The following is a 22,440-nucleotide window of genomic DNA, read 5'->3' as shown; positions in this document are numbered from 1 at the left end:
GCCATCTCCTCAGTCTCGGTTGTTCCGATGCCTGAGGTTAACAGCTCACCGCGAAAGTTAACAGCCCCACGGGGCCTTTTTGAAACCGTCTCTTAGCGTTGCGGTGGTTGTTCCGGTTGACGCATACGGATACGGCCCCGGACCACGCGAGCCGCCGCCTCCACCTGCAAAAGCGGTGGCGGACAGCGCAACGAGCACCACGGCAATGGTGGCGCGATTCAACAGCGAAAACTTGCTCATGATTAACTTCCTTGAAATTGACGAAATTCTGTGACGTGCAATGGCACATTCACGAAAAAGGGGCTCAGCGCTCGCCGATACCTGCAAGCCGCTTCCGGCTGCGACAGCCCTTGCGTCCGAGGAACGATTGAACGACGGAAGCGCGGGCGCGCGAACGCACCGCGCATCGACGTCATGCGTCAACACGTGCGCTAGCAGGGCTGGAAGCGCGATGGTGCGTGCGAGCGCGGACACATGCCAGCATGTGCGGGCACGGCCACGATCAGTCGACCGGGATTAAGTGCGGAATACCTGGAAGAGGATGCGTGATGGCGGGGGCGCCGACACGAGGAGGGGCTCGACATGCGCCGGCCGATCCGGCTGCAGCGCGAGTGTCAGAATGCTCGAGTGTCCCCAGATCAAGGGCAGCCACACGAGTGGCGCCGGGACAGGTTGATCGGCGTGATCCGGTTGCGCGCTGTTGTCGCAGTGCGCGTGGCATGTCACACCGACGTGATGATCCTGGAGATCGCCGTGGCTGTTGGCTGGGATCGCCGAAACCATCGACGATGTGCCCCGTGCGTCACCCGTGACTGTCGTACACGCGTACGCCGAAATCCACAACTGACTGAAAATCAGCGTGAACATCACGGCAATGGCGACGAGTGCTCGTTTGACAGGGCGGCGCATGGTATCTGAACGGTGGGCCGGGCAGTTGAAAGCGATGGCCCGAATTATGCGCATTGCCACGAACGGAATGTCAAGAGTATTTATCCGAGGATTTTTCTTCGCTCGCCCCTCAAAAAACCTTGACATTCCCGCCGTTGTATCGCCTAGAGTCGAATCAAGATGTGAGAGGTCCTGCGTGCGGCCGTTTGCAAAGATCACGCGCGGCGTAGCGGAACATAGATTCGGCGATATCGAGGTACACCATGAATATCGGACAAGCCGCGAGCGCGTCGGGGGTTACCCCGAAAATGATCCGCTACTACGAGAGCATCAATCTGGTGCCGGCGGCAGGGCGCACGGTTGGCGGGTATCGAATCTATGGTGCAGACGATGTCCAGGTGCTGCGGTTCATTCATCAAGCGCGCACACTGGGCTTTCCGATCGAGCAAATCCGGCACTTGCTCGCGCTCTGGCAAGAGCGCGATCGCGCGAGTGCCGAAGTCAAGAAAATTGCTTCGTTGCAGATCGCCGAGCTTGATACGCGGATCGCGGAGTTGCTCGAGATGCGTAGCGCGCTCGACCATCTGGCCAGTCATTGCGCCGGTGATGACCGACCCGCTTGTCCGATTCTCGAGTCGATTGACAGTGGTCAGGAGATTCGCCGACTCGCTCATCAATCTGTAGCGTCGTCGGCAACAATCGGCGGCTTGGATTCACAGGGCTGACGATGCTGGGACGAATCTTTACGTGCTAGGCGAAGACCCAAGGGGGCGACCGTGAGGTGGATGGTCAAACTGGTGCTGATGTTCCTGATTGCGTGGCTGCCCATTGCGGGCTTCTCCACGCCGGCACTGCTTTGTCAGCACAGCGCGTCGCCCGTCTCGACTTCTCCGGCCGGTACGGCACACATGTTGAACGCGATGCCCAGCGTGCATGCCACGGCGCCGGACGGCGGTCAGCATCATCAACCCGTCTGTCAAACCAGCGCGGGCACGGCATCCTGTACCATGCTGGCGATACCGTCGGCGACGATCGTCACTGTCCCTGTGACGTCTTCCTCCACGTACGCACTCCGTAACGTACCGTCGGCATCCCAGTTCATTCCAGAACTGCCTCAGCGCCCGCCGCAAGCACTCTAACTCCTGCTGTTCCCTGATCGGAAACCGCCGTCGCGGTTCGATCGCACTCGCCATTCCTCGTCGATTCGACCAATTTCGTAAGGATCGCGAGCTGGTCAGGAGTGCACCAATACGCCTTTGACAGGAGGAACACACCATGAACACCAAACGCATTTTCGTCATGCCGTTGCTCGTGATCACGCTACTCGCCGGTAGCGGTCTGAGCATCGCCGCCGACTCGCATTCTTCGTCGGCATCGTCTCGATCGACCATGGATCAATCCATGATGGGCGGCTCGATGATGGGCGGGCATATGAAAGGCGGCGCCATGATGCAAGGTTGCCCGATGATGGGCCAATTGCCGCCGGGCAACGAGAAACTCGCGATGCAGATGCACGGCGAAATGATGAAGGCGATGGGCGACATCATGCTCAAGTACGCCGACAAGGTCCAAACCTCACCGTCGAAATAGCAACGCGTCCGACTGACGCCAAGCTTCCCGAATTCTGAATCTCAAGGAGTCACATCATGAAATGCACGAAGAACATGCTGGTCATCGGCGGCATCATGCTCGCCGTCCTGGCAGCCGCCTATTTTGCGTTGCCGCAGTTTCGCGCGCTCGTCGTGAGCGCTGGACCGTTCCTCCTGTTCCTGATCTGTCCGTTGTCGATGTTCTTCATGATGAAGGGCATGAACTCGCACAGCGACCGGCCTGCGTCTTCCGACAACGCGAACAAGGAACGTCTGTCGTCGAACGAATCGCACGGAAAGCACTGAGTGTGAACGGTGGAAGCCATGCGTCGCAAATACGCGCTTGATGCAATCGCAGCACGGCTTCCGTGGCGGGCACCGCCTATCGGATGAATGACAAGCAGGCGGTGCAACGATCCAACGTATCGCTGGCGCGAGCCGGCCACAGGACGACACGATGGAAACCAGCATTTTCTTTGGCGGGTCGGTCATCGCGGCTTTCATTGCCGGCATGATCGCGCTGTTTGCGCCGTGCTGCATTTCGGTGATGCTGCCCGCGTATTTCGCAAGCTCGTTTCAGAATCGCCGCAAGCTGGTTGCAATGAGCTTCGTGTTCGCAGCTGGGATCGCGACCATCATCCTGCCATTGGTGATGGGCGCGGTCGCGCTGCGGCAACTCTTCGTTACTCGGCATCTGTTCGTGTATCTCGCCGGCGGACTCGTGATGATCGGCATGGCGGTATTCACGTTGCTGGGCGGAAAGCTGCAACTGCCGATGCCAGGCCGGCGCGCGGCGACGCCCGCCGGGCCGCTTGGCGTCTACTCGCTCGGGATGTTTTCGGGTGTGGCCAGCTCATGCTGCGCGCCGGTGCTCGCCGGGGTGATCGCGCTGTCGAGCGTCGCGCCGTCGATTGCGATCGCGATTGGTCTCGGCAGCGCGTACGTGTTCGGCATGGTAGCGCCGTTATTCATTGTGTCGCTGTTGTGGGACCGGGTCGACTGGCGATCGAGCGGGTTGTTTCGCGCACGCCGGATCACATGGCGGCTCGGCCCGATCCAACGCACGTTATCGGCGTCTGCGCTCGCAAGCGGGCTGCTTCTTGCCGTGATGGGAGCAGCGACGGTGTGGATCGCATTCGCGGATCAGTCGATGCCCACGCCGAGCCATTGGGCGCTGATGCTGTCGGTGAGGTTGCAGCATCTGGGGCGGATCGTCACGACCGCGCTTTCCTGGGTACCGAACTGGCTCGCCGCACTCGGTCTCGTCATCGCGGTCGGCGCGCTGGCCGTACGCGCGCACGCGCAGTGGCACGGTCAGGCGCTCACCGAAAAGCAACACAACACGCCGTCAACGAAGCATCACGCAGATGGAGGAGATCATGAAGCAGATACAACCATTCTCTGACGGGCAAGCAGCTTCACGGCGCGTGCTTGTGCTGTCGGCTGGCCTGGCTGTTTTGGTCGCATTGGTGGCCGCGATCTTTTGGATCCACGCACAACAGGAAGCGGGGCGTGGGGGGGCATTCGGGCAGCTCGCGGGCAAGTACCGGTTTCAGGTAGGCGATCCGGGCCCGGGTCAACTCGCCCCGCCGATTCGATTGATGAGCACCGACGGTAATGTCTTCGACCTGAGCGGCATGCGAGGCAAATCCGTGTTGTTGTATTTCCAGGAGGGCGTGACGTGTCAGCCTTGCTGGGACCAGGCGAAAGACCTCGCCACCCATTCCGATCAGCTCCGCGCGCTCGGCGTCGATTCCGTCGTCACCATCGCGTCGGATCCAGTCGACGTGATGAGGCGCGTGGCAAAGGACATGTCGCTGTCCTATCCGGTGTTGTCTGATCCTGATCTCGCAGTGTCGTCGGCATATCACGCGAACGACTACGGCATGATGGGACGAAGCCGTGACGGACATTCGTTCGTTCTGGTCGGTCCTGACGGTCGTATTCGGTGGCGCGCGGATTACGGTGGCGCCCCCGACTATACGATGTACCTGCCGGTCCCGAATCTGATCGCCGACATGCGGCAAGGCATGCGAATCCCTGGATGAGGTGCGGATGAGAACGCTACGAATCACCGTGCTGACGCAGGACGATTGTGTGTTCTGCGTCGATGCTATCGCGATACTCGACCGCCTCGCGGCCGAGTATCCGTTGGCCGTCGAAACAATTGCCTTCCAGTCGGCGGAGGGCGAAGCACTTGCCATCCAGGGCGGCATCTATTTTCCGCCGGGTGTGTTGATCGACGGTGACGCCGTTTGCTATGGCCGTCCATCGGAAAGGCTGCTCCGTAGGGAACTTGAACGGCGATTGTAGTGACGGATGGTATTTGCCGGCGCATTGCGTCCCGTGAAGCACCCGGGTCGAGGCGATGGCAAGGAGAAAGGACATGGATGATGAGGCTGGCTTCGCTGCGCACTACGGCCATTGGGGGCTGGTTGCGATCATGATCGTCGCAGCCAGCTGGATCCTCTACCGATTCGCGGCACCGAAACGCTGGCGAGAATGGACGGGCGCGGGACTCGTCCAAGCCTTCATCATCGCCCTGTACGCAGAGATGTACGGATTTCCGCTCACGATCTATCTGCTGTCTGGATTCTTCGGTCTCGATATCCCGCGTACGTCGTTCACGGGGCACTTGTGGGCAACACTGCTCGGCTATGGCGAAATGGGCGCGATACTCGAAATGCTGATCGGGGGCGTCTTCGTTGTGCTCGGTCTGGCCATGCTCGCTTTTGGCTGGCGAGAGGTCTATCTGGCGCGGCGCGATGACCAACTCGCGGACGACGGGCTGTACAGCGCAATACGACATCCTCAGTACGTGGGCATCATGCTCGCCGTGTTCGGTCAGGTCGTTCACTGGCCGACGGTCGCGACACTCGCCCTGTTTCCGGCGATCGTGTTCGCGTATGTGCGTCTCGCTCGCAAGGAGGAGCGCGAAATGTCTGGACGGTTCGGTCCGGTCTGGAAAGAGTATGCGCGCCGTGTACCGATGTTCGTTCCTCGCCTCGACCATTGGAGCGTACTCCTGAATCCGTTGAGGTGGTAACAAGCTTGCGCTGGCCCCGTGGAGGCGTCGGCTGTGCGAACCCGAATGATCGAGACCTGTGGCCGATGTTGACGCGTACGAAGGCGGCCACGGTGAGCGTGGCAGTCGTTTCTTGATTCACTTTCCGTATGGAGGCACAAGATGGCTATTCGCATTGGAGACGAAGCACCCGATTTCACCGCCGAGAGTACCGAGGGCACGATCCGCTTTCACGAGTGGATCGGCGATCACTGGGCAATCCTGTTTTCCCATCCGAAGGACTTCACGCCGGTATGCACAACGGAGCTCGGCTACATGGCCGGGCTTAAGCCGGAATTCGATCAGCGCAACACGAAGATCATCGGGCTCTCCGTCGACCCCGTCAGCGATCACCAGAAATGGGTGAAAGACATCGAGGAGACGCAAGGGCACGCGATCAACTATCCAATGATCGGCGACGACAATCTGGTGGTCGCAAAACTGTACGACATGATTCACCCGAATGCGAGCGGCGGGCCGCGCACCGCGGTCGACAACGCGACCGTACGCTCGGTGTTCATCATCGGGCCCGACAAGAAAGTGAAGGCGATGCTGGTCTACCCGATGAGCGCGGGCCGTAATTTCGACGAGGTGCTGCGCCTGCTCGATGCGCTGCAACTCAACGCGAAGCACACGGTCGCGACGCCGGTGAACTGGACGCCCGGCGACGACGTCATCATCCCGACCTCGGTGTCGGACGACGATGCGAAGAAGAAGTATCCGCTGGGTTTCAAAACCCTGAAACCTTACCTTCGTTACGTGAAGCAGCCTGGCTAGATCTGAATCCGCGGGGGCGCCAGAGAGTATCCCGGCGTCCCATTAGCGCAGGGTTCCGCCGACAAAATGGGGATTCATCGACGACACAATTGTTGTGCCGCGACGGCGGACGACGGAATCGCCAGTCGTGCGAGAGCAGTTTCTGCGACGGGGAAAGTAGTGAATCGACTGCGAAGAGATTTAACTGCACGTGTGTATCAGGCGACCGGCTTGACCTTCCCACCGGGGCGACGTCGATCGTGTAACTAAAGCCGCACCACAACGGGACCGGACAAACTGCTGATCCCGCGCCGTGGCAATGGTGCCCGCGAGGCGTTGCCGAATCGGTTCAACCGTATTCGTTGAAGGAGCAAGATCGAATGGACAAGCAGCACGACGACCACGCCTCTTGCGTGCATCGCAGCACCGCAGAACCCAGCGCATCCGGTCAAGCCAAACGGGTTGATGACGCTCGAAACGGTGCGAACACTTCATCACTGAAGGATCCAGTGTGCGGAATGACCGTAACGGCGGATACTCCGTACCAGACTCGTCACATGGGCCACGCATACAGTTTCTGCAGCGAATCGTGCCTGCGGAAATTCAAAGCGAATCCGGCGCGATACGTCGACTCGACTGGAGAGGATATGCCGAGCAAAGCGCCGGACGGCACGGTTTATACCTGCCCGATGCATCCCGAAATCCGCCAGGATCATCCCGGCCACTGCCCGAAGTGCGGGATGGCACTCGAGGCACTGATACCGGACACGAGCGACGAAGTAAACCCGGAACTGGTCGATTTCCGCCGTCGATTCTGGCGGACCTTGCCGTTTTCCGTCGCTGCCTTCCTGATCGCCATGTTCGGCCACCGGATCGGCGGAGCATTTCCATTGATGCAGAACTGGGTGGAACTGGCGTTGTCCGCGCCGGTCGTGCTGTGGGCCGGCCTGCCGATCTTTGCGCGCTTCGTGCAGTCATTGCTCCAGCGTAGTCCGAACATGTGGACGCTGATCGGACTCGGCACCGGTGCGGCGTTCATCTACAGCGTCGTGGCGACTGCCGTGCCGGATGCCTTCCCGCAGACTTTCGTCGTAGACGGCAGGGTGGGGGTGTATTTCGAGGCCGCGGCGGTGATTCTGTCGCTGACGCTACTCGGCCAGATTCTCGAACTGCGGGCACGCGCGCAGACATCGGCCGCGATTCGATCATTGCTCGAACTTGCACCCAAGACGGCTCGCCGAATCATGGTGGACGGAACGGAAGAGGATGTGCCGCTGACCGATGTTCGTCCGGATGATTGCTTGCGGGTGCGACCCGGTGAGAAAGTCCCGGTCGATGGCGTCGTCGTAGTTGGCGCCAGCACAATCGACGAGGCTATGATCACCGGCGAGGCGATGCCAGTGCCGAAGCATTTGGGCGATCACGTGATCGGCGCGACGCTGAATACGTCAGGCAGTTTCGTCATCCGCGCGGAAAAAGTGGGATCGCAAACGGTCCTGGCACAAATCGTCGAACTTGTCGCGCACGCACAGCGTTCCAAGGCGCCCATGCAGCGCATGGCCGACAAGGTGGCCGGTGTGTTCGTGGTGGCGGTGATCGCGATTGCGCTGACAACGTTCGTCGCGTGGGGACTGTGGGGGCCGCAGCCCGGCTGGGTGTTTGGACTGATTAACGCTGTCGCGGTGCTGATCATCGCGTGCCCATGCGCGATGGGCCTCGCCACACCGATGTCGATCATGGTGGCGAACGGCAAGGGGGCATTGAACGGCGTGCTGTTCCGTGACGCGGCCGCAATCGAACATCTGCGGAAGGTGGATACCCTCGTCGTCGACAAAACCGGGACGCTGACCATGGGGCGGCCGGCGTTCTCGGAGGCGCTCGCCGCGAACGGCTTTGCCGACAACGAGGTGCTGCGTTTGGCGGCGAGTCTGGATCAGGGCAGCGAACACCCGCTGGCCGCCACGCTCGTCACGGCTGCGGTGGAGCGCAAGCTGGCGCTCGAATCGGCGACGGACTTCACGGCGCTCGCTGGACTTGGCGTGCGCGGGTCGGTTGCAGGGACGCCACTTGCACTTGGCAACGCCGCGCTGATGCATGAGATCGGTGCCGATATTGGGCCGCTTGCCACGCGCGCTGACACGTTGCGCGAGCAGGGATCGAGCGTCATGTACCTCGCAGTGGACGGTGCGCTCGCCGGCTTGGTAGCTGTCTCCGATCCGATCAAGGAGACTACGCCTGAGGCACTTGGCACGCTGCAGGAAGCCGGCATCCGGGTTGTCGTCGCGAGCGGTGACGGGACTGCGACCGTCAAGGCCACCGCAGAACGTCTCAAGATCGGTGAATACCATGGTGAAAGTAAGCCGGCCGATAAATTGGCGCTGGTGTCGAGACTGCAGAACGAAGGCGCGGTCGTTGGCATGGCCGGGGACGGCATCAATGATGCGCCGGCACTTGCGAAAGCCGATGTCGGCATCGCGATGGGAACCGGGACGGATGTCGCGATGCACAGTGCTCAGGTGACCCTCGTAAAGGGTGATCTGCGCGGCATCGCGCGGGCGCGAGCGTTGTCCGAAGCCACGGTGCGCAACATGAAGCAAAATCTGGCGTGGGCATTCGTCTACAACGCGTTGGGCGTGCCACTGGCGGCCGGCGTGCTTTATCCGCTGACCGGTTGGCTGCTGTCGCCGATGATCGCGGCGCTGGCAATGAGCCTGAGCTCGGCGTCGGTAATCTCGAATGCGTTGAGATTGAGAAGCGTCAGAATTTGACACGCGTGAATGGCCGTTTCCCGACGGCGATGCGCAAGACAATGCAAACGCGAAGCGGGGAGATCGACGATGGAACGAACATACGGGATCGATGGCTTCACCCGACGCCGTTTCTTATGCGCACTGGCAGCGCTGGCCGGATACTACGGCGGCCCGGCTGCCGGCGCGTCCGAAGATCGATCGAACGGGCGTTATCAGATTTACGTCGACGATGTCGTTCCAAGACAGGGCGTCGACACGAGAGTCGCTTTTGGCGATGCGATTCATCGGCTGGTGGCAGCGGGCGTGATCGTCCCCGACAAATACCGCGCAGTGATTGGTGCGAAGGCGCGCCTTCCGGATTGGGTCGAGCACCTATTCGTCGGGCCGTCGTCGTCGCCGATCGTGTTCTCCGCCGAGAATGCGCCGTATCTGCTTCATTTGCTTTGGCCGCTCGGCTTGGCGACACGCGCCCGCTTCAACGAGCACAGCCCGATGCGAACGGTCCGGCTGCCATCATTTGCGAGCACGGGCGGCTGGACGCTCGGTCAGGCAAGCAACGGCTACGTCTATTTCGACCGGATCGACACGATGCGTCTGACGCCTGCGCAAGAAGCAATCGCTCTCGAGGTCGCGACGAACACCTATCGGCCATGCTGCGACAACTCGACTTTCTATCAGGACTGCAATCACGGCTCGGCTCTCCTTGGAATGATCGAGTTGGCTGCGTCGCAAGGTGCATCGGCTGACTTGGTGTTCCGGATCGCGCGGGTAGCGAATTCGTACTGGTTCACGTCCCAATATGCGATGACGTCGATGGTCTTTACGCATCTTCGCCAGCAAGCGTGGCATACGGTGTCGCCACGGCTCGTGCTGGGACAGGACTATTCGTCGTTGAGCGGGTGGCAACGGAATGTGGCCGACGTGCTGGAGCGGAAGAAGGTATCCGGGCCGCTACCGCAACAGGCGTCGGCATCGTGCGGCATGCCCGGCGACAACGCCGCGCGACTGGCCGCGCCGCATATCGTGCGACGGGAGTAAGACGTGAGCGCCGTCGCGTACCTTCGCCGAGTTCGGCGACATCGAAAGGGGCATTTGATGGGAATCTACAGTCGCTATATTTTTCCTCGGCTCTGCGATCTGGCGATGGGTCAGGCGATGCTGGTCCCGTACCGTGAGCGCGTCGTCGGAGGCGCAGCGGGACGCGTGCTCGAGGTCGGTTCGGGCTCGGGCCTGAATCTGCCGCTGTATCGCGAAGATGTACGCGGCGTATTCGCGCTGGAACCGTCGGCGGAACTGTTGAAGATGGCGAGCCGTCACGTCATGCAAGCTGGCGCGCCGGTCGATTTCCTGATGGCGTCTGCGGAATGCATTCCGCTTCCGGACCAGAGCATCGACACGGCGGTCAGCACCTGGACGCTGTGCTCGATTCCGGATGCCGATCGAGCGTTGCAGGAAATCCGGCGGGTGCTGACGCCCTCGGGGCGCTTGCTGTTCGTCGAGCATGGTCTTGCGCCGGAGCCCGGTGTGCGACGCTGGCAAGATCGGCTGACGCCCGCTTGGTGTTGCGTCAGCGGCGGCTGTCACTTGAACCGTCCGATCCGCTCGCTAATCGAGCGTGCAGGTTTCGGGTTCGACCAAATCGGTACCGGTTACGCGCCGGGACCCAGATGTTTCACGTATTTCTACGAGGGCGTTGCGCGGAAATGCTGAGATCGTGGCGTCGCGATATCGGACGTGACCGCGGCGCATGGTCGCGAACGATTGCCTTGCCAAATTCTTTCGATTTGACTGCGCCATTTGTGGCAGTTGGCGAGTTTTGGCATGCGTTCGACCCGCAGCTGTGTTCGCGGCCGCGTCAAGTGGAGGTCGTAATCGAACACCTTGGAATTTCACGCGGAAAGTGCCGCACGGGATAGAACGATGACGAGACGGATGGGGGGCACGATACAACCGCAGGACGCGGGCAGAGCTTCACCCGTCGCCGTTTTGCGTGCTGTCGCCGCAATTTGACCCGGTACCCAACTGGAGCCGTTCAATGATCTCGCCGCTTCGCCCCCCAACGATTCTGGCTACCCTGGTCACGTTTGCCTTCGGCGGTCCAGTTCGAGCAGAAGGCGATCTCATGCGCGGCGCGCAGGCGGCCCGCGAGTGCATGGCCTGCCACTCGTTCGCGCCGGGGCGACACATGACGGGGCCGAGCCTCGCCAACGTATGGGGCCGCAAGGCGGGCACAGCCGCTGGTTTCCAGCGCTATTCGGATGCGCTGAAACGGTCGGGCCTGGTTTGGGACAAAGAGCACCTGGATGCGTGGCTCAAGGACCCCGCGGCACGGGTTCCCGGCAACGCGATGGACTTTCCGGGCATTGCGGACGCGCGCACGCGGGCCGATCTGCTCGCTTATCTCGAGGCGGTTTCCGGCGGTCGTGTGTCGGTCCCGGACCAGGGCCTGCCGAACCTGAAGGCGGCAGGCGCGGCTTCGCAGCTGACCGCCATCCACTACTGCGGCGACACGTACCGCCTGTCGACGGCCGACGGAAAGCTACATACGTTCTGGGAGTTCAATCTGCGGTTCAAAACGGACGGCAGCGTCGACGGCCCGCGTCCGGGTACGCCCGTACTCGTTGGCACCGGCATGCGGGGTGACCGCGCCGCTGTGATTTTTTCGCGTCCGGAGGAAATCTCCGGATTTATTCGAAGGCAGTGCACATGAATCAACGCCGCCCTGACCGATCCGACGAACCCATCCCGCCAAGCGATACCGCAGAGCGGCATGACGGCGAGCGCAACTGGCGCATGTCGAGACGAGCGTGGCTTGCAATGCTGAGCGTCACGGGCCTGGCGGGTGCTGGCTTTGCTTACGGGAGCTGGTTTTCGGATGATATTGTAAACGGCGTTGTCATTCATCCGCGTCCACGCGAGCTCGGAACGCTGCGTTTCGCAGACGACAAGGGCACCGCGACAAGCCTGAGCGCGTTTCGTGGCCGAGTCGTGCTGCTGAACGTCTGGGCTACCTGGTGCCTTCCGTGCCGTGATGAGATGCCGACACTGGATCGTCTGCAGGCAGCGCTCGGCGGACCGAGTTTTGAAGTCGTCGCAGTTTCTCTTGACGCGGGCGGCTTGCCGGCGGTGCAGGCGTTCTTTCGCGAGATTGGCGTTAAACACCTGCGCCCATATCTCGATACCTTCCACGATGTCGCGGCTCTGGCCTCAACGGGCATACCGCTCACCTTGTTGATCGACCGCAACGGCCGCGAAGTGGGCCGCAAGCTGGGGCCTGCCACGTGGGACGATCCTCAAATGCTCCGACTGATCCGGCGTTATCTACCGGCCACGCCGTGAGCGAGCGGCCCCCCCGAATCGCACGCTCACATGAGGAGATCGAGATTTGGGTCTTTAACGCCACACCACCATGCCACGGCACTGCGATCGGGCGATCGCGCAATGCCATGCTGCTCCCTTATCGCGAGCGCGTCACGGGCAGCACGGAAAACGCCGGATTGGAGATCCGGGCCGGTTCCGGGCTGAATTTTCCCTTGTGAAAAAGGGGGCTCGGCGATACGCGCGAGCCCCGTAAAAGACGGTCGAGACCTGACAATCGATCACGGCAGGACAGCACCCTAATCGACTCTCCGGCCAGCACCGTCTGCGTGGACGTTGCGCCGCGGCGCTCTTGCACAGTGCGTCTTGTCGGGCAACCGCCTAGACCCGGCGCCGCAGCAGTAGCAGGGACACCGACAGCAAGACGTGGCATTCACGCATGCGCGCATGCTTCTGGACGTCGGTGCTGCGCCATCCTAGCCCTCAGAAGTTCGCAAAGACTGTGGGCGCTGGCCCTGGCTGCAATTCGTAGACGGTCAGCGGCCCTTTACGGGACCCCGGCATCCCCGGCGCGCCGGCCGGCATGCCCGGCAGGGCGATCCCCTTGATCGCCGGATGCTCGTTCAGCAGGCGCTTGACGAGATTCGCAGGGACGAGCCCTTCGACGACATAGCCGCCTACGATCGCCGTATGGCACCCTTCCAGGCTTTCAGGCACGCCGTATTGTTTCTTGATCGATACCAGGTTGGGCGTATTGATTGTCTCCACCTTGAAGCCATTCGCCGCGAGGTCTTTCGCCCATGCATCGCAGCACCCGCAATTCGGGTTCTTGTACATCTTCACGGGAATTTCAGCCGCCAGCGCGGACAATTGCACGCCGAGCGCGGCGATCATCAGCAGGCACATCTTGAGGTAACGCATGACAGGACTCCTTCGTCGTGAGGTGAGTGACTAAACAAACGAATGCTGCTGGTTACGTCGTGTCCATCGAAGCGACGACGTTCGCCGGGGGCAGGCAGATGCCCTGGGTGCTACAGGCCTGCACGTGCACCACGACACGGTAGCTCTTGAGGTTCGAGGGAGCCGTGAACGGGATGACCGTACCGTCTTCGTACACCTGAATGTCCTTGCCGTCGATCACGATCCCGCTGTTTCTACCGGGCGGATAAACGGCCTGCGCATCATGCGATGCGCCTTCGCCCTGAAGCGTTAGGGTCGTCGGAATGAGCGATTCGAGCGACGCGGGATTGGCGTTCACATGCCAGCCGGTGGCGATATGCAAGGTCAACTCGGCGTGGTGGTCACGTGCAGCGACGGAGGCGCTCACGTATCGAGACGAGTCAGCCATGCCGATCGCTTGCGAGTCGGTGACGGAGGGGAGGTGAGCGCGCGGGCCAGCCTCGATCCAGACGAAGGCCGCGGCGACGGCCAGCACGACGACGGCGGCCGACGCGGCGAGCACACGGTTGACATTCTTCTTCATCAAGGATTCTCCATTTACTTCAGCGCATTCAATGCGTCCACAAGGCTTCCGGCGGTGAACAGGCCGGAAAAGTGTTGTACCTCGCGCCCATCGCGATCGAGCACCGCAACGAACGGCAGCCCCACTCCGCCGTAGAAAGCAAGCAGGCGTTCGAGCGCGGGATCGGGTCGTGTGAGGTCGGCCTGAAACGGCACGACGCCGCGTCGGTGAATGGCCTCGGCAACGTTATCGGCCTGGTACACGCTGCGCTCAAGGACCTTGCAGTTGATGCACCATTGCGCAGTGAATTCCACGATGGCGGGGCGCCCGAGTACCGGCAGCATTGCCAAGTCGCGATCGTGCAGTGGTTGCCAGGCGATGCTGCGCGCCGCGGATGATCCGAAACCGGTGCTGACATTGACCATCACCGCTGTTACGACGCCGACGATGACGACCGCGCGGCGCGAACCGCGGTCTTTGCTGCGTACAAAGACTGCGCACGCCCATGCCAGCACGCCGAGACCAAATGCAAACCACAGCAGCGGTTCCCAGGCCGCAGGCAAGACACTGCGAACGAAGAAAATCGCCGCGCCGGACAGGATCCAGCTGAAACTCTGGCGCACTACGTCGGACCAGCCGCCGGCGCGCGGAAAACGCAGGAGCAGCGCAGGCCGGAGAATCAGAAGAGCGTAGGGCGACGCGAGCCCGACGCCGATTGACACGAAGAGCGCGACGATATTCGGTGCCGGCTGCGCGAGCGCGAATACGAGGACACCGCCCAGCAACGGTCCCGTGCACGGTGTCGACAGCAACGCACACACCAGGCCGGAAACGAAAGGCTCGAGAAACTTCACGCCATGCGCCGACGCGATCACGGCGGGCAGGCGCAGCCCACGCCAGCCGAAATTGGCGATCGCCAGCGCGAGCAGCAGCGCGCTCAACATGGTCAACACGATCCGCGATTGAAACAGGACGCCCCAATGCAAATGCAGCAGCGCCGTAGCCAATCCCAGCGCCGCAAAAAAAAGTACCGATCCGGCGGTAAACAGCGCGGCCGACATCGCGCGCGCGCTCAGCCGTTGCCCGGTTTCGCGCAGGATCGCGCGAACCTTGAGGGGGATGGCTGGCAGCACGCACGGCGTGAGATTGAGCAGGGCGCCGGCGCCGAACGCGAGCGGAATCTGAACGAAGAGCAGAGACAGCATGTCGGCACACTCATCAGGAAGCTTGCGCGAGCGCCTGCTCGATCAGATGATGCAGCGCGGGAAAGTCGGGCTCGCCGAGAATTCGTTTCAGGATCTCCCCCTTTTTGTCGACCACGAAAGTCGTGGGCGTCATGTTCACGTTGTCGAATTGCTGAGCGAGGCCGCCGTCCGAGTCCATTGCCACTTTGAAAGGAAGTCCGTGCGTACGGGTGTAGTTGACGACGTACACTGGCGGGTCGTACTTCATCGATACCGCGATGAAGTCGAATCCTTTCCCTTTGAACTTGTTGTACGTGTCAATCATCTGTGGCATTTCCTTGATGCAGGTCGCGCAACTTGTCGCCCAGAAATTGACCAGATATACCTTGCCGCGCAGGTCGGCCGTCGTCAGCTTCTGGCCCGACAGCAGGACGAAGGTCGCCTTCGGCACGGACTTCGTCGGAGCCAGTGCGAGGTATGCGGATACGAGAAGAGCGGCCGTTACCAGCGCGGCGGCGACCTTGCCGATTGAAAGCCTGAATCTGCGCGTCGCGGTCATGTCGGGCCTCATGATTTCATTCCAGCAATTGCCGTATGTCCGCCGCGAGTGTCGTGGCATCGGCACCGGTCTGCTCCAGCACGCGCACGGCGCCCTTTGTGTGGAACAGGAAGACATTGCCGTTATGCATAATGGTGTTATCGCTCGGTTCTCCGGATCGGCCGCCAAACACCTTCATCTGGCTGGTCGCGGTCTTCAGTTCCTCCGGCGTGCCGCGCAAGCCGAGAAAGCGCGGATCGAACGCGGATACCCACTGCCGTAGCACGGGCAAGGTGTCGTGCTCGGGATCGACAGTCACGAACAGTACCTGCACCTGACCGGCGTCCTTGCCGAGTTGCTGCATCGCCCGTCCAAGCTCCGCCATCGTCGTCGGACATACGTCCGGGCAGTGTGTGTACCCGAAGAACACCGCGACGACCTTTCCCCGGAAATCGGCCAGCGACCGCCGCCGGCCCGTATGGTCGGTCATTGTGACGGTCATCGTCAGTGGCGATGCGCTGATGTCCAAGCCCTTGAAGTCGGGCGTCCGACTGCACGCGACCAGCAGCATCGCGGCGGGCACGAGCGACAGGTAACGCAACGCGGTACGCCGGCCCGTGCACAACGGCTTGGCATGGGTCACTGGGGGCTTGCGAAACTGCATATACGATCCTTTATGGTGGCGCGTGACTGGCGGCTGTCGGATTGCGTCAGCGGGCGAACAGGTTCGGGAGGCCGGTGTCATTGCCGAGCCTCCGGCGGAAACGATGCGTCGCGACTCTCGGACCGCTGGAATGCGCGTTGTTCAGGTGTCCACATCGTCTTCAGATATTCGATCACGCTGCGAATCTCGATCGGCGTCAGCGTGGCGCCAAAGGGCGGCATGGTCAGCCGCTCGGTCTTGTTGAACGGATCGCGCCAACCGTCGTGGACGAGCTTGTACAACATGCCATCGGCGTGCTTCCACGTGTGTCCCTTTGCGTTGTGCGGGGGCGCGGGCATCTCGCCCAATGCATCGGGTTGCTGCCAGTTCGGTGCACCTTCACCGTGTGGCCCGTGGCACGACGCGCAGTTTTGCTGGTATATCGTCAGGCCGGCCTTAAGCAAGTCGAACCTGTGCGGCGATGCCGAGGTATCGCCGGCATGCGCGAGCGGCGCCAGCGTGAGCAGCGCGGCGAACGCGGCGGGTGTCGGCTTAGCCATCGAGGCGCTCCCATGTTCCTGCGTGATCTGCGCGGCGAAAGAGCGCGCCGTCGCCAGCCGCGTACAGCACCCCGTCCGGGGTGACTAGCAGAGCGGTGATCGCCGGGCCGGGCGCGGCCAGATGCGTCCATTGCTCGCCGCCGTCCCGGCTCAGCAGGAGTTCCTTGCCCAAAGCCGCGTAGATCTGCTGCGGTTCGCGTGGATCGTAGGTGACCGCATCCACTTTGCCGGTCAGCCCGCCGGCCTTGCGCCAGCCGCAGAAGCAGTCCATCGACCGGCTGACGCCGTTCGAGGTCGCGGCCAACAGCCAGCCGGTCTGCATGCTGCCGGGCATGTTCGAGTGAACAAGACGCAGGATCGTGGCTCGCGGTCCGGCATCCATCAGGCGCCAATCCCGTCCGTCCTTCTGGCTCCGGAAAATTCCACGCCCGGCCACATAGGCGTAAACCGTATCGGCCTGATCGGCATGCGTGGCAAGGGCCTCGACGGTACGGCTGGGCAGTCCCGCGTTGGTCGATTGCCAGCTTTGACCGTCGTTGTCGCTACGAAGGACGCCCAGACCGGGCCCGCCGACGTACAGCAGGCCCGGTCGCCGCGCCGACGTCGCGATGGCCAAGACGCGGCCATGCGTTTGCGGCAGCGCGATTCGATTCCAATGCCGCCCGTCGTCGACGCTCCGGTAGAGCGCATCGACGGTAGCTTTCAGCAGCACATGGTGGGACGCGTCGATCCCGAGCGCGACGATCGGGCTTCGCGCGGCCGTCGTCAGCGCATCCGCGCTGGCATCGTGCAGCGCGAGCAAGCCAGTGAACAGGACAACAACCACGCTCAGCGCGTGTGCTGGCAAGTTGCACCGTCCGAAGATTCTGCGCTTGCCGTCTTTTTTGGGTTTCATTGAAGTCTCCAAGACAAACGACTCCCGTTTGCCGACGATTTCCGGTCAATCCGTTCGTCCGCACCGCAACCGCGCCCGCCGGCCCTCAGCCGACGGACGGGACACAATTCAGCGCGCAGGCTTCAATCCCACACGCGGGATAGGCGGCGAAATCCGTCTTTTCCGCAGTGGTATGGCGGACGGAGCGGTGCGTCGTCGAAGGCGGCAATCGGCCAACGGACTAATCGCGCAGTGCGACGAAACGACACCGTCGTGCTGCGGACGCGAAGGAAAATCAGCCGAGACTGGGAGGACGCAGCAGCGTCCGCGGGAAGTCCTGCAGGATGAAATGCGAGGGGAGGTGGGGATAGCGGAACCGCTGATATTGAGAATCAGGGAGACTGGAATCCGCTTGGAGTACCGGCATGGTGGGACTGCACACCGTAGCAGCCTTGCACGGCTTGCCCATCAACGCATGCTGGCTGGCGTCCGCTGGCAAGCAATCGGCGGTGGCTGCCACCGTTCCCGTTGCCATCGCCGAACCTTCCGCGCATTCCCCCGACGCTGACAATGCCGCTCCCGCCTGTCCCAGGAAGGCCAGACAAACGAACAGCGAAAGGAGAAGGCGGACTGCAGCGGTCATACAAGGGGGGACGGACGCCCCGGCAATGGCGCAAGCATGACGAAGACTATATCAAAGTATTCGCGCTGATCGGCAACATTGAATTGAACGTTGCGTGAGAAGGCGGCCGAAGTTCGATCATCCGTCCACCGCTGCTTGCGCAGTGCATCGCAGCAATTTCCGCATGATGCCGGCGTATCGGCACGCGGCTGCGTCGCCCCGGGCGGTCCCGGATGGGTTTCACGCGTCAGGGGCACGCGAGCTGATCGCTGAATCGACGTGTCAGGTGGGGTGGCGGCGACGACTCCACGTCCGCGTTCGCGCCCCGGGAGTGGCGATGACAAGCGTAGCTCGTCATCGCTGCGGCGCGAGCCACCCCAACAGCCGTGGCCCATACCAGGCACTGAGCACGAGGAGGAGAGCTGTAACGCCGAAATTCCACAGGAGAACCATCACCGTTGCGTCGAGCGGATGGAGTAGTGACAGCGCTATCGTTGTCACGGCCGAACGGAGACCGCCCATTATCGCTACGGGCACCGGCGCGAAGCGCGCTGCGTGGCGCAGCATCGCAAGCATCAGTAGTGACAGCGGCGTGCCGGTGAGGGTCAGCGTGGCGAAGCAGCGCGCGGTTTCCCCGGCGGATATACCGTCCGGCCCAATTTTGATCCAATTGGTGAGGCACCCGTAACCGATGGTAGCTATCCACACGGCGAGTGCGGGCGCGGGAAGCAGCAACCACCGCCGTGAGCGGCCCGGAACGCTGACGATGAAAGCGGCCACCGCGGCGAGAACGCCGGTGGTTGCTGCTGCCACGCCGGTGACGAAAGTGGGCTGACCCAGCTTATTCATCAAGTCCGGCCGCACCCCGTGTTCGAGTGCCACCAGCGTCAATATCAGGGCTGCAAACGCCAGCCAGCATGCCGCCCGCAGCGTAGGCGGCAGCAGGCGTCGAACCGGTTTTGCCTCGGCGACCAGCGATTCGATCAGATCCTGGGTAGATGTCATGCTTCGCCTCCCCGCTTTCCGCTCGGCTGACGCTGATTGTGCCGCGCCCGGTGTGTCGCAGACCTTCGGCGTGGCCGTCGGGATCCCGCTGGCCACCGCAGCTTCCCATGCTAACGACGCTTCGTCGCATTTCCAGTGATCCGGATCGCATCCCACTGCGCCTCCGTCACGCGCTCATCCGGTCGAAGAGCCTCCGGCACCTGCAGCACTATGCAGTGCGACTCTTCTGGCTCAGAGGGCTAGTAGCCCTTCGCGCCGGAGGCGTGGTTCCCCATCCCGCTGTCTTGCTTTTTCATCATTTTCTTTTGATGCTTCATCGGTGTCTTGGCCATCGTCCCGCTGGCAGCCAGCGTTTCGGACGACATCGCATTGTTACTCATCACGCCGCTCGCTTGTGCAAACGTTGCACCGCCCGCCATCAATAGGCCAGCGGAACATGCAGCAATGATCAAGTTCTTCATTTTGCGCTCCTTGTTCATTACTTGATTCCGACGGATCGCCGGCTGCGTCGAGGGCGCCCGCTACGCGTTCCTTCGCGCCTCAGGAGCCGCCGAACCAACTGTACCCTTGGTCTTCCCAGTAACCGCCAGGGTACGTATTTGTGACGAACATCTCCATAATGTGCTTCGGGTTTTTGTAGCCGAGCTTTGTCGGCATCCGCAGCTTCATCGGAAAGCCGTATTCGGGCGGCAGCGTCTTGCCGTCGTACTGAAACGTCAGCAGTGTCTGGGAGTGCAGCGCCGTCGCCATGTCGATACTTCCGTAATAGTCATCCGCACATTTGAAGCCGACATACTTTGCCGACGTGTCCGCACCGATCCGCTGCAGGAATTCGCGGAAAGGCGTCCCGCCCCAGCGGCCAATCGCGCTCCATCCTTCCACGCAAATGTGACGCGTGATCTGTTCGGCATGCGGCAGTGCGTACAGCTCCGGTAGCGTCCAAGTGCGCTTTCCGGTCACAAGGCCGCCAATCTGCAGCCGGTAGTTCGAGCCGTCCACGTCGGGCACCTCGTCTATTCCGTAATACGCATTGAACGGAAACGGCCGCGTGATTTGCGCTTCGGTGTAAGTCGGCGCCAGCCGGGTCGGGTCGAACAGCCACGCCTGCACGCGGTCGTTCATCCGCGACACCCGCATCAGGAAGGCGTTGACCGATTGGTCGTCGGTGAGGCTGCAGCCCGTCAGCATCGCGAGGCCGCCGAGCGTCAGCGCGCGCTGGGTGAAGAGGCGCCGCGACGGCAGCGCCAGTTCGCGTTGCGCGTCTTTCAGGATCGACTTGCGATCGAGCGACGGGCTGACAGGAAAACTGATCTTCTGCCTAATGGACATCGCAATCTCCTCAGCGTCCGCGGATCATCGTCAGCAGCGAGCGGGGCACCACGGCGACCATCGCGACATGCACCACGACGAACGCTACCAGCACGGCCATCGCGCAGAAATGGACGATGCGCGCGGACTCGTAACCGCCCATCAATTCCCGAAGCAGCGGGAACTGCACTGATTTCCAGAGCACTATCCCGGACAGCACCAGTACGATCAAGTCGATGATCGCAATCAGGTAGGCGAGTTTCTGCACCGCGTTGTAGTTGTGCAAATCGTCGTGATGCAGCTTCCCAGCCAGCGCTCGCATGAGATCGCGCAGCACGGCCACCGGCGCCAGCGGAAAGAATTTACGAAAGAGGCGCCCGGTCACGAGGTTCAGCACGAGATAGACGATGCCGTTGAAAACCAATACCCACATCGCCGCGAAATGCCATTGCAGCGCGCCGGCGAGCCACCCGCCCAGCGTAATGTCCGGCGAAAACATGAATCCTTTGAAGATCGGCGACGCATCATAGATGCGCCAGCCGGACAGCACCATCACGATCGCGGCGAGTGCGTTCACCCAGTGCGTGATGCGTAGCCAGATCGGATGAATCGCCATGATCGCCTCTCTTAACCGCACACCGTCAGAGCGGTCGCCTGCAGCTCGCCGCTGTCCCTTGCGCCCATGCGTGACGGTGACGATGCCGCATGTATCAGATTGTAGATTTAGCTGGTACTGCCGACCGCGATTTTCTGGCACATTTCGACGGCTGCACGACGTGCAGCTCCGCCGCCCGTCAGCCACGAGCGTCTTGCCGCCGCTTTCGTCTGCTTGAACCGGCTGCAAGACCCGCTCGTCGCCGAAGTACCGGCACGCTCCGCGTCGACCAACACTTGAGACCGTGTCCGACCATCCTGTTATGTCGAGATTCGACGTTGGCGTGCTTGCGAAGAAGGTTCGTGGCAATTGCGGCGTCGCAAGAAGGAGAGCGAAATCCCATCCGCTAATCACTCGCCCGCTCCGACCCAACGGAACAGCCGCGCGCCGTACGACGCGCTCGCGATCAACAGGACGATTATCAGCCCGACGTTCCACGCGAGAATCATCATCGTGGCGTCGAGCGGATGATAGAGCGATAGCGCGACCGCCGTCATCGCGGAGACGGCAACGCTTCCCGCCATGACCACGGGCACCGGCGCGAGACGTGCGGCATGGCGCAGCATGATCAGCAGTGTCAACGAAAGCGGCACACCGGTGAGCACGAGCGTGACCCCGCGATGGACCGCGACCTCCAGGGCGGCAACCGTCATGCCGCTCGCGACGGCCGCTTCCTTCAACGACATTTCCTCGAGTTTGAGCGTCCGGATCGCGTCGCGCTGGCCCTGTGGTAACCGGGAGGGCGCGTCGCGCAGCACCCGCGAATCGGCTGCCTCCTCCATAAGATTCGCTCCGTGGCCGGCCAAGGTTTCGTGGTCGGGGTCGAGCGACATCTCGCGTGATGCCGCACGGCCCCGGCGACGTTGTATCAGGCAGGCAGAGGTGGCTCCGTACGTTCGGACAGTCGTTTCGCGATTTAAAGTGGAAGCCGCTGATCGTTAAGCTGCCGTTTTGATCGCAGGCAGCATCGCGAAGTAAGCCTCGTCCGGCGTCCGGTCGGTCAGACTGGAATGAGGCCGTTGCCGGTTGTACCACGTCATGTAAGCGGCGATCGACTCGCGGGCCTGGCTCACCGATTCATACGGTTTTAAATATACCTATTCATATTTCACACTCCGCCATAGCCGCTGAACCTGTCCGCATTTTTGTGGGCGAGGCGGTTGAACAACAGGTTATCCACGCGCCTGCGTGAATCGCTCGCCGAACAGGATAGCAAACTGGTTC

Annotated in this window: 26 protein-coding genes and 3 pseudogenes; 14 read left to right on the top strand and 15 right to left on the bottom strand. The window is 61.9% G+C overall.

Annotation, left to right across the window (positions count from 1 at the left end; genetic code table 11):
• Positions 1-57: 57 nt before the first annotated feature.
• On the bottom strand, positions 58-240 hold the full coding sequence (locus DFS13_RS40550; RefSeq protein ID WP_143330922.1) for a hypothetical protein: 183 nt from the start codon (positions 238-240) through the stop codon (positions 58-60).
• A gap of 911 nt (positions 241-1,151) precedes the next feature.
• On the opposite strand from DFS13_RS40550, the gene cueR reads away from it, so the two are divergent.
• From cueR to DFS13_RS38450, 14 genes are all read left to right on the top strand, one after another.
• Complete coding sequence (cueR, locus tag DFS13_RS38515) at positions 1,152-1,613, top strand: Cu(I)-responsive transcriptional regulator (RefSeq protein ID WP_063777000.1); 462 nt, start codon at positions 1,152-1,154, stop codon at positions 1,611-1,613.
• A 60-nt stretch (positions 1,614-1,673) separates the two neighbouring features.
• A complete protein-coding gene (locus DFS13_RS40090) occupies positions 1,674-2,027 on the top strand; it encodes a hypothetical protein (protein WP_143282321.1) in 354 nt (117 codons plus the stop codon).
• Between the two features lie 136 nt (positions 2,028-2,163).
• Entirely contained in the window at positions 2,164-2,478 is a 315-nt protein-coding gene (locus DFS13_RS41065) for a hypothetical protein (protein WP_027810709.1), read from the top strand.
• A 74-nt stretch (positions 2,479-2,552) separates the two neighbouring features.
• A complete protein-coding gene (locus DFS13_RS38505) occupies positions 2,553-2,783 on the top strand; it encodes a DUF2933 domain-containing protein (RefSeq protein ID WP_239664339.1) in 231 nt (76 codons plus the stop codon).
• A 151-nt stretch (positions 2,784-2,934) separates the two neighbouring features.
• Positions 2,935-3,882 carry a cytochrome c biogenesis CcdA family protein gene (locus tag DFS13_RS38500; protein ID WP_046544059.1) on the top strand — a complete coding sequence of 316 codons (948 nt, stop codon included), beginning with the start codon at positions 2,935-2,937 and terminating at the stop codon, positions 3,880-3,882.
• Entirely contained in the window at positions 3,857-4,525 is a 669-nt protein-coding gene (locus DFS13_RS38495; RefSeq protein WP_159068964.1) for a peroxiredoxin, read from the top strand. The genes DFS13_RS38500 and DFS13_RS38495 overlap by 26 nt, the downstream gene beginning before the upstream one ends.
• Before the next feature lie 28 nt (positions 4,526-4,553).
• The gene (locus DFS13_RS38490; protein WP_223274314.1) at positions 4,554-4,790 is read left to right on the top strand and encodes a thioredoxin family protein; all 237 of its coding nucleotides are present in this window, start codon (positions 4,554-4,556) and stop codon (positions 4,788-4,790) included.
• A gap of 73 nt (positions 4,791-4,863) precedes the next feature.
• Positions 4,864-5,523 carry an isoprenylcysteine carboxylmethyltransferase family protein gene (locus tag DFS13_RS38485; protein WP_027810706.1) on the top strand — a complete coding sequence of 220 codons (660 nt, stop codon included), beginning with the start codon at positions 4,864-4,866 and terminating at the stop codon, positions 5,521-5,523.
• A gap of 141 nt (positions 5,524-5,664) precedes the next feature.
• Positions 5,665-6,318, top strand: coding sequence for a peroxiredoxin (locus DFS13_RS38480; protein ID WP_027810705.1), 654 nt, complete (start codon positions 5,665-5,667; stop codon positions 6,316-6,318).
• 359 nt (positions 6,319-6,677) lie between these two features.
• Positions 6,678-9,065 carry a heavy metal translocating P-type ATPase gene (locus DFS13_RS38475; RefSeq protein WP_080289696.1) on the top strand — a complete coding sequence of 796 codons (2,388 nt, stop codon included), beginning with the start codon at positions 6,678-6,680 and terminating at the stop codon, positions 9,063-9,065.
• A 69-nt stretch (positions 9,066-9,134) separates the two neighbouring features.
• Positions 9,135-10,085: a hypothetical protein gene (locus DFS13_RS38465; RefSeq protein ID WP_027810704.1), complete on the top strand. Its 951-nt coding sequence runs from the start codon at positions 9,135-9,137 to the stop codon at positions 10,083-10,085.
• Positions 10,086-10,142: 57 nt separating this feature from the next.
• A complete protein-coding gene (locus tag DFS13_RS38460; protein ID WP_027810703.1) occupies positions 10,143-10,757 on the top strand; it encodes a class I SAM-dependent methyltransferase in 615 nt (204 codons plus the stop codon).
• Positions 10,758-11,082: 325 nt separating this feature from the next.
• Positions 11,083-11,757, top strand: a complete 675-nt coding sequence (locus tag DFS13_RS38455; RefSeq protein WP_046544057.1) for a cytochrome c family protein — start codon at positions 11,083-11,085, stop codon at positions 11,755-11,757.
• Positions 11,754-12,386 carry a TlpA disulfide reductase family protein gene (locus DFS13_RS38450; protein WP_027810701.1) on the top strand — a complete coding sequence of 211 codons (633 nt, stop codon included), beginning with the start codon at positions 11,754-11,756 and terminating at the stop codon, positions 12,384-12,386. The genes DFS13_RS38455 and DFS13_RS38450 overlap by 4 nt, the downstream gene beginning before the upstream one ends.
• Before the next feature lie 462 nt (positions 12,387-12,848).
• Here the strand turns inward: DFS13_RS38450 and DFS13_RS38445 are convergent, their stop codons facing one another.
• The 14 genes and pseudogenes from DFS13_RS38445 to DFS13_RS38385 all read right to left on the bottom strand — a co-directional run.
• Complete coding sequence (locus tag DFS13_RS38445; RefSeq protein WP_027810700.1) at positions 12,849-13,286, bottom strand: DUF411 domain-containing protein; 438 nt, start codon at positions 13,284-13,286, stop codon at positions 12,849-12,851.
• Between the two features lie 52 nt (positions 13,287-13,338).
• On the bottom strand, positions 13,339-13,848 hold the full coding sequence (locus DFS13_RS38440; RefSeq protein ID WP_048985210.1) for a protein-disulfide reductase DsbD domain-containing protein: 510 nt from the start codon (positions 13,846-13,848) through the stop codon (positions 13,339-13,341).
• Positions 13,849-13,862: 14 nt separating this feature from the next.
• Entirely contained in the window at positions 13,863-15,032 is a 1,170-nt protein-coding gene (locus DFS13_RS38435; protein WP_027810699.1) for a protein-disulfide reductase DsbD, read from the bottom strand.
• A 13-nt stretch (positions 15,033-15,045) separates the two neighbouring features.
• Positions 15,046-15,570: a TlpA disulfide reductase family protein gene (locus tag DFS13_RS38430; RefSeq protein WP_027810698.1), complete on the bottom strand. Its 525-nt coding sequence runs from the start codon at positions 15,568-15,570 to the stop codon at positions 15,046-15,048.
• A 16-nt stretch (positions 15,571-15,586) separates the two neighbouring features.
• Positions 15,587-16,213: an SCO family protein gene (locus DFS13_RS38425; RefSeq protein ID WP_046544056.1), complete on the bottom strand. Its 627-nt coding sequence runs from the start codon at positions 16,211-16,213 to the stop codon at positions 15,587-15,589.
• Positions 16,214-16,290: 77 nt separating this feature from the next.
• Positions 16,291-16,752: a cytochrome c gene (locus DFS13_RS38420; RefSeq protein WP_034175753.1), complete on the bottom strand. Its 462-nt coding sequence runs from the start codon at positions 16,750-16,752 to the stop codon at positions 16,291-16,293.
• Positions 16,745-17,647, bottom strand: coding sequence for a hypothetical protein (locus DFS13_RS38415; protein WP_143282323.1), 903 nt, complete (start codon positions 17,645-17,647; stop codon positions 16,745-16,747). Before DFS13_RS38415 ends, DFS13_RS38420 begins: the two co-directional genes overlap by 8 nt.
• A gap of 955 nt (positions 17,648-18,602) precedes the next feature.
• On the bottom strand, positions 18,603-19,253 hold the full coding sequence (locus tag DFS13_RS38410; RefSeq protein WP_027810695.1) for an NrsF family protein: 651 nt from the start codon (positions 19,251-19,253) through the stop codon (positions 18,603-18,605).
• Between the two features lie 239 nt (positions 19,254-19,492).
• Positions 19,493-19,714, bottom strand: a complete 222-nt coding sequence (locus DFS13_RS38405; RefSeq protein WP_027810694.1) for a hypothetical protein — start codon at positions 19,712-19,714, stop codon at positions 19,493-19,495.
• Between the two features lie 79 nt (positions 19,715-19,793).
• Entirely contained in the window at positions 19,794-20,582 is a 789-nt protein-coding gene (locus DFS13_RS38400) for a molybdopterin-dependent oxidoreductase (RefSeq protein WP_046544054.1), read from the bottom strand.
• A 10-nt stretch (positions 20,583-20,592) separates the two neighbouring features.
• Positions 20,593-21,177, bottom strand: coding sequence for a cytochrome b/b6 domain-containing protein (locus DFS13_RS38395; protein ID WP_046544053.1), 585 nt, complete (start codon positions 21,175-21,177; stop codon positions 20,593-20,595).
• 389 nt (positions 21,178-21,566) lie between these two features.
• Positions 21,567-21,827: pseudogene (locus DFS13_RS40540) on the bottom strand (NrsF family protein); the annotation flags it as partial.
• Positions 21,828-22,079 (bottom strand): annotated as a pseudogene (locus DFS13_RS40535) (sigma factor-like helix-turn-helix DNA-binding protein); the annotation flags it as partial.
• 75 nt (positions 22,080-22,154) lie between these two features.
• Positions 22,155-22,349, bottom strand: a pseudogene (locus DFS13_RS38385) (integrase core domain-containing protein); the annotation flags it as partial.
• Positions 22,350-22,440 lie beyond the last annotated feature (91 nt).

The organism is Burkholderia sp. 28_3, assembly GCF_003253915.1.
GTDB classification, from domain to species: domain Bacteria; phylum Pseudomonadota; class Gammaproteobacteria; order Burkholderiales; family Burkholderiaceae; genus Burkholderia; species Burkholderia cenocepacia.
This window is presented reverse-complemented; position numbering and strand designations above follow the sequence as displayed.